Origin of the sequence: Actinomyces oris (assembly GCF_001929375.1) — a bacterium.
Lineage (GTDB): Bacteria > Actinomycetota > Actinomycetes > Actinomycetales > Actinomycetaceae > Actinomyces > Actinomyces oris_B.
This window is the reverse complement of the sequence record NZ_MSGO01000019.1, coordinates 43557-54902: the sequence shown is the minus strand read 5'-3', so window position 1 is coordinate 54902 and position 11346 is coordinate 43557. Positions and strand designations below refer to the sequence as shown.

9 protein-coding genes and 1 pseudogene are annotated in these 11346 nt (G+C 67.4%); 4 read left to right on the top strand and 6 right to left on the bottom strand.

Features of this window, described 5'->3' with window-relative positions; all coding sequences use genetic code 11:
- Positions 1–900 precede the first annotated feature (900 nt).
- From BKH32_RS14710 to BKH32_RS14700, 3 genes and pseudogenes are all read left to right on the top strand, one after another.
- Positions 901–1569 (top strand): IS110 family transposase, encoded by a 669-nt coding sequence (locus BKH32_RS14710; RefSeq protein ID WP_430383787.1) that lies wholly within the window; start codon positions 901–903, stop codon positions 1567–1569.
- 164 nt (positions 1570–1733) lie between these two features.
- A pseudogene (locus BKH32_RS14705) lies at positions 1734–1899 on the top strand (transposase); the annotation flags it as partial.
- A 34-nt stretch (positions 1900–1933) separates the two neighbouring features.
- Positions 1934–2107: a hypothetical protein gene (locus BKH32_RS14700; RefSeq protein WP_430383788.1), complete on the top strand. Its 174-nt coding sequence runs from the start codon at positions 1934–1936 to the stop codon at positions 2105–2107.
- Between the two features lie 253 nt (positions 2108–2360).
- Here the strand turns inward: BKH32_RS14700 and BKH32_RS13530 are convergent, their stop codons facing one another.
- From BKH32_RS13530 to BKH32_RS05415, 4 genes are all read right to left on the bottom strand, one after another.
- Positions 2361–3044: a hypothetical protein gene (locus BKH32_RS13530; protein WP_143222718.1), complete on the bottom strand. Its 684-nt coding sequence runs from the start codon at positions 3042–3044 to the stop codon at positions 2361–2363.
- Between the two features lie 43 nt (positions 3045–3087).
- On the bottom strand, positions 3088–3582 hold the full coding sequence (locus BKH32_RS05425) for a MauE/DoxX family redox-associated membrane protein (protein WP_075248996.1): 495 nt from the start codon (positions 3580–3582) through the stop codon (positions 3088–3090).
- A gap of 358 nt (positions 3583–3940) precedes the next feature.
- Positions 3941–5347 carry a M16 family metallopeptidase gene (locus BKH32_RS05420; protein ID WP_075248999.1) on the bottom strand — a complete coding sequence of 469 codons (1407 nt, stop codon included), beginning with the start codon at positions 5345–5347 and terminating at the stop codon, positions 3941–3943.
- A gap of 183 nt (positions 5348–5530) precedes the next feature.
- Positions 5531–7888 (bottom strand): polyribonucleotide nucleotidyltransferase, encoded by a 2358-nt coding sequence (locus BKH32_RS05415; protein WP_075248995.1) that lies wholly within the window; start codon positions 7886–7888, stop codon positions 5531–5533.
- Between the two features lie 428 nt (positions 7889–8316).
- Between BKH32_RS05415 and fucO the strand changes: the two genes are divergently transcribed.
- Complete coding sequence (gene fucO, locus BKH32_RS05410) at positions 8317–9468, top strand: lactaldehyde reductase (protein ID WP_075248994.1); 1152 nt, start codon at positions 8317–8319, stop codon at positions 9466–9468.
- A gap of 94 nt (positions 9469–9562) precedes the next feature.
- On the opposite strand, the gene rpsO is transcribed toward fucO, so the two are convergent.
- On the bottom strand, positions 9563–9832 hold the full coding sequence (rpsO, locus tag BKH32_RS05405; protein ID WP_075248993.1) for a 30S ribosomal protein S15: 270 nt from the start codon (positions 9830–9832) through the stop codon (positions 9563–9565).
- A 220-nt stretch (positions 9833–10052) separates the two neighbouring features.
- Positions 10053–11078: a bifunctional riboflavin kinase/FAD synthetase gene (locus BKH32_RS05400; RefSeq protein ID WP_075248992.1), complete on the bottom strand. Its 1026-nt coding sequence runs from the start codon at positions 11076–11078 to the stop codon at positions 10053–10055.
- Positions 11079–11346 lie beyond the last annotated feature (268 nt).

Here is an 11346-nt window from a genome sequence, read left to right as displayed (position 1 = left end):
CCTTCCGCAACAGGCCCTAGAAGTCGAGGGGCCCTTCGGATGCCGTCCGCACCATAACTGCTCGTGCTTGTCATGTCCGGATCACTCCCAGGTGCTCAAGGACCTAGCCATCCGCACCTACCCCTCATCACCGAGCTACACCGGTGGGAGATGATCGCCCCGCAACTGCCAGCACCAGCCAGCAGCGTTAGGCGGGGCGAGCAGCCCGCGAAGTGGTCACACCGTCTGGCGCACGGCGGCCTACGTGAGCAGGAACGAGTAGGCCGCGACTGTAAAACTCCGCAGCCGCCGGTTGTTCCCGGTGCACGCAGGGATCGCGCAGGGTGACCCGCAGGGCCGCGACACCGCCAGGAGAACCAGCAGACGCAAGGCGCAGCATCGCCGCAGGGCACCAACGGGCCGATACCGCCCCGCGCTGGCCCGCAGCCGCCGGCATACAGGACCGCGACGACGCCATCTGGCTCCCGACCGACCCGAAGAACAGACTCTCCCGAATCACCAAGGTCTGGGCCGCCAGCGGCTGGGCCCGCCGCCCGGCGACCTCGACCGAACGAGAGTACCGGGACTGGGAGCCGAGATCGTCAAATGCGCCCAGAGACCAAGAAATTCCAGGTCCTGCACCGCCGCCGGGTCGTCGAGCGAGCCACTGAGGCTTATTCACAGCATCCGTCGAGGGTGCTGTGACCTGCGCAGATGCCAGCGTCGGCTAGTCCCGTGAATAAGCCCGTTACCTTGTTGGTGGTCCCGGGTGGTCCGGGGCCGGGCCAGTTGCTGCGGGCATGATGTCTTGCCCCTGTCTTCTAATGATCCGGGGGGTGTTGTCACCCGCAGCAGCCGGGCGCTGGTGACCGCTGATAAGGGGAACGACCCACCGCAAATCGGTATGAGGTCTTTCGTAACGTGGGTGCGGAACCGGTCGTCCACCTGCTGGCCCTGCACCCATGCAGCGAGAGGTGGCAGGAGAGATGGATATCGAGGACATCGAGGTCTTCATCGGTACCGGGCGTCGGCAAGACGGATCACTGGGCCACGGCCCTGAGCCGGGACGGGCAGAAGGTCTTTGACAAGCCCCTTCCCAACGACGAAGCACGTCTGCGTTCCCTTTACGGCAAGCTGGCCGACCACGGGAGCCTGCTGGTGGTGGTCGATCAGCCCGCTACCATCGGGGCCCTGGCGGTGGCGGTGGCTCAGGACATGGGCATCACCGTGGGCTACCTGCCCGGGCTGTCGATGCGCCGCATCGCTGACCTGACGCCGGGCAGCGCCAAGACCGACGCCAAGGACGCGGCCGTCATCGCTGGCGCTGCCAGGAGCATGCCTCACACCCTAAGAGCCGTCAGCGCCTCGGACGAGGACGCGGCCGCCTTGTCGATGCTCACGGGATTCGACCTGGACCTGGCCCGCCAGGTCAACCAGACCGCCAACCGGATCCGGGGCCTGTACACCCAGATCCACCCCGCCCTCGAGGCCGTGGTGGGGCCCTGGCCGGGCGCACGACGCCGTCCTGGAGGTCATCGCCGCCTGGCCCACTCCAGCCGATCTGAAGCGCGCAGGCAGGACAAGGATTGACGCCAGGCTCAAGAAGCACGGGTGCAGGCGGCATGCCGCCTGGGCGGGCCAGATCGTCTCGGCCCTGAAGCACCAGACCGTGGTGGTCGCCGGCACCGACGCCGCCGCAACGGTGCTGCCCCACCTGGCCAGGCAGCTCATCTCCCTGCACGCTCAGCGGGCCGATGTCGCCGCCCAGGCCGGTGACCCTGGTGCAGGCCCACCCTCTTTACCAGGTCCTGACCTCCATGCCCGGGATCGGGGTCAGGACCGCAGCCGTCTTCCTGGCCGAGACCCTGGGCAAGACCTCCAGGCACCGGCGCCCAGCTGGCCTCCTACGCCGGGCTCGCTCCCGTCACACGCCGCTCCGGCTCATCGATCCGTGGTGAGGTGCGTCTCCCACGGCGGCAACAAGAGGCTCAAGCGCGCCATGTTCCTGTCCGCCTTCGCCTCCCTGCGCTCCGCCCCCGTCTCCCGGGCCTACTACCAGCGCAAACGAGACCAAGGCAAACCGCCTTGGGCCAGGCCGTTCTCGCCCTGGCCCACCGCCGCATCCTGACCCTGCACGCCATGATCCGAGATGGAGCCCTCTACGACCCCCAACCAGCCACGAAACTACCCGCAGCCGCTTGACACACCACATAGGGGCACCCCCCTGAGTCGACATGGGTGGAGACCACAAGGACTACTTACAGACACGCCAGCCACCCGCGTTTTCCCAAGCAGTCACTTTCCTCGTTCTGTGAATAAACCTCTGTTTACCTCAAGAACGTTATACCAACCCCAAAACCCCATAACCATCCATACCGAAATCAGCAAACGTGATAATACTCCTTACAATGGGAGACAGCGCAATAATTGCACCAGATCATGACACACATGACACCAAGTGGTATGCCACCGAAGATGCAAGGGGTACAACACTCAAACATCGCCTTGAGCTCATAACGACAGCAGGTGGCCGGGGGCGTACCAAAGGCGCCGCAACACTCAGAAGACGCGACCGGCAGAAACCCATCAGGATTTTCCTGCTGCAACTCCGCAAAACCCTCTGGGGTCGTTTGACGCCCAGACAGTCGCTGGAGATAAGTCTGCCCATCGGTTCTATACGCCATAAAAGCGGCTCGATCATCACCAGCCTCGAGTAACTCCTTGATCTCGGTAAAGAACAGCTCCTCATTGAGTCGAAGGCCGGCTTTAAGTACAGTAGTCCCACGAGGCGAGACCGAGGAAGTCACTCCGAAGGCAGCGGTTTCGACAACATCCTGCGGGTACCCAATATCCACAACCCTTTTTCTAATGTCGGGAAGAATTTGGGATGCCTCCACACTATTCGCCTCCCGAGTGTCAGCGAGTTCATCCTCGAACCATTGATTTCCGAGATCACCCCCCGCAGTCAAAGCATGAGCACGCTCACCAAGACCCATGAAGGCGGAACCCACAAAACCACCTATAGTCACCAGAATTCCTTTGACAACAGACCTGCGCATCGCCATTGCAATCTACCTCCTATCGCATACTGACGACCAACTCACCAAACTATCTGACCAACGCCCTGCCGCGCATGATCGCGACAATGACGACGACAATCATAGTGATGACAGCAATAGAAACCTCCTCTCCTTTCGGCGCCTCGAGCCCTTTGAAGATCGTGGGGAGCAACATGAGAGCAAGAACTATGTTACGCACCACAAGAAGTGGTGAGACGGCATTTTTCACGACACCACAACCACAGTCCGGCACATTTCCGCGCATCATGGCCGCAACCATGGCGAAGCTAAAAATAGACAGAAGGAAAACAAGGAGAACAGAAAAAGCAAAAGGTATAATATTTGCAGCAAGGAGTAAACCTCCAAAAAACTCAAGCGGAGGAATGACGGACGAAAGAACGCGGGCCGTTCGAGCATTAACTAAATCATAATTCATGATTGATTTCCAAAATAATGACGGTTTCCCCAACTTATCTGATCCGGATTTTACGAAATAGCAACCTACTGCAAATCGAAACACATTGACAAAAACCGACAACACCATCGCCGCACCCTTCGCTAGACCCGACTACTTTTTATATGGTAGATATATTTTCTGAGCATGTCAACCGTGCGACGAGACTTACCAAGGATGCTGCGAAGGGGACTCAGTACCTCAGATAGGGCTGTCTTCAAGATCCGTGGACCGCGCCGGATGTGGGAAGTGAGTTGGCTGATGCAGGCCAGCACTGAAATCGCCAGCAGGCATGTGGAGTCCATGTGCGCATCGACCACCGACGCCAGTACCACCTTCGGCTTCCGTCGCTGAGCGACGCTCAGGCCCACGCGGACCAGTAGCACCAGGGGCCGACGACGCACTGCACCAGGCAGTCGTCGTCGGCCCCACCAGTCGTCGGCAGCCGTCAGTCGACCGGGCCCACGAGGATGCGGGCGCGCTTCTGCCCCACCAGCCAGGCGGCCATCTCCCGGACCTCCTCGGGGGTGACGGCCTCCAAGCGGTGCAGGTTCTCCCCCATGGAGCGCAGGCGCCCGGTGACGACCTCGGCCCGCCCCAGGCGACCCATGCGCGCCAAGGAGTCCTCTCCCCCGAGCACCATGGCCCCACGCAGCTGGCCACGGGCGCGCATCATCTCCCGCTCGGTGACGCCGTGCTCGGCGAGCTTCTCGAACTCACCGATCATGACCGCACACACCTCATCGACGTCGCCGGGGGCACAGCCCGCGTAGAGCCCGAAGGCGCCAGCACCGGCGTAGGAGGTGTCGAAGGCGTAGGTGGTGTACGCCAGGCCCCGTTTCTCGCGCACCTCCTGGAACAGACGCGAGGACATGCCCCCGCCCAGGATGGTGGTCAGCACGCTCATGGCCCAGCGCCGCTCGTCGCGCACGGCGATGCCCTGGCAGGTCAGGTACAGGTGGCTCTGCTCGCTCTCGCGCGGGACGGTGATGTCGTGGACATTTAAGGCCGCGAAGGGCTCGGTCTCGAAGCGGCGCTCGCGCGGGACGGCATCGGGCGAGGCGTCCCAGCCGGCCGTGGCCAGGTCGGCCAGGACCCGCTCGCAGACCTCGTCGTGGTCGACGGCGCCGGCGGCCGCCACCACGAGGGTGTCGGAGGCGTAGGTGCGCTTGTAGTGCTCCCACACGGCGTCGCGCGGAACCGCGGTGACGGTCTCGTTGGTGCCGCCGATGGGTCGGCCCAGCGGAGTGTCCTCACCGAAGGCGGCGCGGGCGAAGGCCTCCTGGGCGACGTCGGCGGGGTCGTCGGCGGCGTCGGCCAGCTCGGAGACGATGACGCCGCGCTCGGTCTCGACGTCGGTCGGCTCCAGGAGGGAGGAGGTCACCATGTCGGCGAGCACATCGAGGGCCGCCATGCTGTCGGGGGCGAGCACGCGGGCGTAGTAGGAGGTGTGCTCCTTGGAGGTGGCGGCGTTGGACTCCCCGCCGATCATGTCGAAGGCCTCGGCGATGTCGTGGGCGTCGCGCGTGGCGGTGCCCTTGAACAGCAGGTGCTCCAGGAAGTGGGTGGAGCCCTCCTGTCCCAGCACCTCGTCACGGCTCCCGACACCGAACCACATACCGATCGAGGCCGAGCGCAGCCCCGGCACGGACTCGGTGATGACACGCACCCCACCGGGCAGGACGGAGCGGCGAGTGAGCGCACCGTCATCGTGCAGGGTCAGTTCGGTGCCGTCGCGGCCGGGCCGCCCGCGCCCGAGATCCACCTCGGCGTGGTCGGTCGGGCTCGAGGACTCCCCGGTCGCGGGGGTCGAGGAGGGCTGAGAGGCCGCCGGCCGGGCTGAGCCGGCGCGCATGTCTGGGTTGGTCACCCGCGAAGACTAGCGGGCTAGCGGGCCCAGTGTCGTTCCCGCACCCGGCCACCCCTGCCGCGCGCAGCGAACGCCTTGCCCGGTGACTGCGGTGTCCCCGCCCGGTCCAGGGGACCGAACGGGGACACCGGAGAGATGCGTCAGTCGGCTAGGGCCGCTGAACGGGTCTCACTCCTCCTCGGAGGACTCGGCGCTGCGCATGCGGCGACGGCGCGGACGGCGCTCGCGGCGCGGCTGCTCGCCGTCCTCGTTCTTGGCCTCGCGGCGCGGGCCGCCCTCACGGGAGGCCTTGCGGGCGGCCTCGCCCTCGGCCTCGGCGGCGAGCTGCTCGTCGGTGAGGACCGCGTGCAGGCTCAGCTTGCCGCGCTGATCGATCTCGGCCAGCTCGACCTGGACCTTGTCCCCCACGTTCAGGACGTCCTCGACGTTCTCCACGCGCTTGCCACCGACGAGCCGGCGGATCTGGGAGATGTGGAGCAGACCGTCCTTGCCGGGGGTCAGCGAGACGAAGGCGCCGAAGGTCGTGGTCTTGACCACGGTGCCCACGAAGCGCTCGCCGATCTCGGGCATCTGCGGGTTGGCGATGGCGTTGACGGCGTCGCGGGCGGCCTCGGCCGAGGGGCCGTCGGAGGCGCCGATGTAGACGGTGCCGTCGTCCTCGACCGTCAGGTCCGCGCCGGTGTCCTCCTGGATCTGGTTGATCATCTTGCCCTTGGGGCCGATGACCTCACCGATCTTGTCCACCGGGATGCGCACGGCCAGGACGCGCGGGGCCGTGGGGGCCATCTCGTCGGGGGCGTCGATGGCCTGGGCCAGGACGTCGAGGATGAACAGGCGGGCGTCACGGGCCTGGCCGAGCGCGCCGGCCAGCACCTCGGAGGGCAGGCCGTCGAGCTTGGTGTCCAGCTGGAGGGCAGTGATGAAGTCGCGGGTTCCGGCGACCTTGAAGTCCATGTCCCCGAAGGCGTCCTCGGAGCCGAGGATGTCGGTGAGGGTGGCCCACTTGGTCTCGCCGTCGATGACCTCGTGCATGAGGCCCATGGCGATACCGGCCACGGGCGCGCGCAGCGGCACACCGGCGTTGAGCAGGGACAGGGTGGAGGCGCACACCGAACCCATGGAGGTCGAGCCGTTGGAGCCCAGGGCCTCGGAGACCTGGCGGATCGCGTAGGGGAAGTCCTCGCGGGTGGGCAGGACGGGCACGAGGGCCCGCTCGGCCAGGTTGCCGTGGCCGATCTCGCGGCGCTTGGGGGCGCCCACGCGGCCGGTCTCGCCGGTGGAGAAGGGCGGGAAGTTGTAGTTGTGCATATAGCGCTTGTGGGTGACCGGGGAGAGGTCGTCCACCTGCTGCTCCATGCGCAGCATGTTGAGGGTGGTCACGCCTAGGATCTGGGTCTCGCCGCGCTCGAAGATGGCCGAGCCGTGCACGCGGGGCAGGACCTCGACCTCGGCGGCCAGGGTGCGGATGTCCTTCAGGCCGCGACCGTCCATGCGCACGCCCTCGGTGAGGGTGCGGTGGCGCACGATCTTCTTGGTCACGGAGCGGAAGGCGGCCTTGAGGGCCTTGGTGTCCTCCTCGGTGGGGAAGGACTCGGCGAGCTCGGCCAGGACCTCGTCGCGCACGGCGTCGGTGGCCAGGTCGCGGGCCTGCTTGCCCTCGGTGGCGATGGCGGCGGCCAGGCCGTGGGCCTCGGCGGCCTTCTCGACGGCGTCGTACTGCTCGTCGGAGTAGTCCAGGTAGAGGGGGAACTCGGCGGTGGGCTTCGAGGCGTGCTGGGCGACCTCGAGCTGGGCCTCGCACAGGGCCTTGATGTGGGGCTTGGCGGCCTCCAGGCCCTCGGCGACGACGGCCTCGGTGGGGGCCACGGCCCCGGCGTTGATGAGCTCCCAGGCGTGCTCGGTGGCGCCGGCCTCGACCATCATGATGGCGACGTCGCCGGACTCCAGGACGCGGCCGGCCACCACCATCTGGAAGGTGGCGCGCTGCTGCTCGGAGTAGCGGGGGAAGGCCACCCAGTGCCCGTCGATGAGGGCCAGGCGGGTACCGGCCACGGGCCCGGAGAAGGGCAGGCCGGCGATCTGGGTGGACATCGAGGCGGCGTTGATGGCCAGGACGTCGTAGTCGTCGTCGGGGTGGATGGCCAGGACGGTCTCAACGACCTGGACCTCGTTGCGCAGGCCCTTGACGAAGGAGGGGCGCAGCGGACGGTCGATGAGGCGGCAGGCCAGGATGGCGGCGGTTCCGGCGCGGCCCTCACGGCGGAAGAAGGAGCCGGGGATGCGGCCGGCGGCGTACTGGCGCTCCTCGACGTCGACGGTCAGGGGGAAGAAGTCGAACTGGTCCTTGGGGTGCTTGCCCACGGTGGTGGCGGACAGGACCGCGGTCTCACCGTCGAGGTAGGCCATGGCGCTTCCAGCGGCCTGCTTGGCCAGGCGGCCCGTCTCGAAGCGCACCACGCGCTTGCCGAAGGAGCCGTTGTCGATCACTGCCTCGGCGGCGGTGACCTCGGGGTCGTCAATGAACATGAAGTCTCTTTCTCGCGATCGTCGTGCCGGGTCCGTGGCCTTCGATCGAGGCCCACGGAGCCGAGTCCTGCCACACGCAGATCTCCATGATCCGACGGCGCGAGCGCGGTTCCGGAGGCCACCACCGAAAACCGACGGGGCCGGCCGCTCCCCGGGTCTCTTCCCGGGGGCGGACTGCGCCGCCTGCGTACTCCTGGCCGGCTCGCACGCTGGGAGAGCATCGAAGAGCCGGCGAGTACACGAGGGCACAGCCGCGCAGATTCTATCGTGCGCGGCCTCATGATGCCGATCAGCGCCGCCGGGTGCCACGTGAGATGGGACGCGCGGAACCGATGACTTCCTGGACCGGGCTCGCCTGATCGTGACAAAGTGGTGACCAACGGCAGGACGAAGCGGTCCTGCCCCCTCTCGTCTCAGGAGTGTCAACGATGACCCACCGCATGATCTTCAACCAGACCGGCTACTTCGGCAGGGGCGCGATCGCCCATATCGCCCCCGAGATCACCCGCCGGGGCCTGACCAGGGCCTTCATCGTCACCGACCCGGTCCTGGCCGACAACGGCACCGCCGCCCGCATCACCGACCTGCTCGATGAGGCAGGCATCAGCTGGGAGGTCTTCTCCGACGTCGTCCCCAACCCGCCGATCGAGAAGGTCCAGGCCGGCCTGGCCGCCTTCCGCGCCTCGGGCGCCGACGTGCTCATCGGCCTGGGCGGGGGCTCGCCCCAGGACACCTGCAAGGCGATCTCGGTGATCGCCACCAACCCCGACTTCGAGGACGTGCTGAGCCTGGAGGGCCTGTCCCCCACGACCCGGCCGGGCGTGCCGATCATCGGCGTGCCCACCACTGCGGGCACGGCCAGCGAGACCACCATCAACTACGTCATCACTGACGCCTCCAAGCAGCGCAAGTTCGTGTGCGTCGACCCCCATGACATCCCGGTCCTGGCCATCGTGGACCCCGACCTCATGGACGGCATGCCCCGCTCGCTGAAGGTCGCCACCGGCCTGGACGCCCTGACCCACGCCATCGAGGGCTACATCACGCCGGGCGCGTGGGAGCTCTCCGACGCCCTGTGCCTGCGCTCTATCCAGATGATCGCGGCCAACCTGCGCGCCGCCGCCGACGGGGACGCCGACGCCGTGGAGCAGATGGGTCTGGCCGCCTATATCAATGGCATGGCCTACTCCAATGTCGGGCTCGGCCTGGTCCACGGCATGGCCCACCCGCTGGGCGGGCGCTACAACGCCCCGCACGGGGTCGCCAACGGGATCCTCCTGGCGCCGGTCATGGCCTTCAACGCCGAGCACACCGGGGAGAAGTACCGTGACATCGCCGAGGCCTTCGGGGTCGAGGGAGCCGCGACGATGCCTCTGGAGGAGGCGCGCGCCGCGGCCGTGGAGGCCGTGGCCCAGCTGACGCGGGACCTGGGCAACCCCACCCGGATCTCCGAGGTCGGTGTGGAGGCCGACGGCATCGAGGCCCTGACCGATGACGCCTTCGCCGACGTGTGCACGCCGGGCAACCCGCGCCCCGCGACCCGCAAGGACATCAGGGCGCTCTACACCTCACTGCTCTGAGCGCGGGCGAAGCTCCGCCCTCACACTCGAACGCCGTGCGGCCCGGCTCCCCTCACAGGGGGCCGGGCCGCACGGCTCGAGGCTGTCGGCGCGCTCAGCGGCGGATGCCGAGGCGGGCGATGAGGGCACGGTAGCGCTCGATGTCCTCCTTCATGAGGTAGTCGAGCAGGCGACGGCGCTTACCGATGAGCAGGTAGAGGCCGCGACGCGAGTGGTGGTCGTGGGTGTGGCCCTTGAAGTGCTCGGTGAGGTTGAAGATGCGCTCGGTGAGGATGGCGACCTGGACCTCCGGGGAGCCCGTGTCACCCTCGTGGGTGGCGTACTCGGCGATGATCTCTTGCTTGCGCTCTGCGGTAACCGACATGCGGACTCCTTCGGGTCTCGTTGCACGGAGCGCCGGGGCAGGTTCTCCCGGGCATGAGGTATCCGTGGCCGATCGACGGCCCGCCAACCCTACCAGCGCCGCATCCCCCCGATCACGCCAGAGGCTGTGTGAACCGGCACAGTGACAGGCCTGAAGCGGGATGCGGCGGTCGGGCTCCGACGGCGAGCACCTCCCCGAGGGCTCGGCCCACCCACCGGAGCTACTGCGCGGTGACGTCCTCGGGACGGATCGGCTCGGGGACCGGGACGTCCAGGATGCGGGCGGTGTCCTCGATGTCGGCGCGCATCTGGACCAGGAGCGGGTCCAGCCCGTCGAAGGCGAGCATGGGGCGCAGGCGCTCGACGAGCTCGATCCCGATCTCCTCGCCGTAGAGGTTGAGGTCGGCTCGCCCCAGGACGTGGGCCTCGACGGTGCGCTGGGGGACGTCGTCGAAGGTGGGATTGGTGCCGATCGAGATCGCGGCGGGCAGCCGCTGGACGCCGTCCCCGTCTCCACCACCGCGAATCAGCCAGCCGGCGTAGACCCCGTCGGGCGGCACGACGCCGGCGGTGGCGGCCTCCAGGTTGGCGGTGGGGAACCCGAGCTCGCGGCCGCGGCGCAGGCCCCGCACGACGACGCCGCGCAGCCGGTGGGGACGGCCCAGGACCCGGCTGACCTGCCCCATGTCCCCGTCCTTGAGGCACTGGCGGATCCATGTCGAGGACCAGCGCCGCCCCTCGTCGGAGCGGATCGTGGAGACGATCTCCACCTCGAAGCCATCAGCCCGCCCGATCTGCTCCAGGGTGGCGGCGTCCCCGGAGTTGCGCCAACCGAAGCGGACGTCGTCGCCGACGACGACCGCACGGGCACCGAGCAGCCCCTCCAGCCAGGTACGCACGAAGTCCTGCGGGCTCTGGGAGGCGAAGTCGAGGGTGTAGGTGATGACCAGGACGGCGTCGAGGCCGAGGTCCTCCAGGGAGGCCAGGCGGTCGGTCAGGGAGGCGATGAGGGGGAGGTCGGCCTCCGGCTGGTGGACGCTACGAGGGTGGGGGTCGAAGGTGACCGCGACGGCCAGGGGCCGCCGACCGTCGCCGGCGAGCTCGTCGGCCAGCTCGACGACGCGCCCCAGGACCGCCTGATGCCCGCGGTGGACACCGTCGAAGATGCCCATCGTGACCACGCAACCCGGTCCTCTTGGAGCGCTCAGGCTCGCTGGCACCTGCTCGGCGCCGTACCAGACCTCCACTGTCGCTGCCCCTGCTCTCATCGGCCCACGGGGCGCACCGCGCCCCTGTCTGCATCCGCATCCGCACGCCCCTGCCCGCCCCGTCGGGCCGGGAGAGGCGCTTGTGCGGGATAACCCTGCCACGGGGGCGCCACCGGATGCGACCCGGCCGCCGTCGACACGCCTTGACGTGTTTCGACCCGCGGTCTATTCTCAATACCGACTGTCAGTCGATTAATGCCGAGAACCGTTCCCTCACCTGGGAAAGAGCCCGCAAGACCGAGGACAG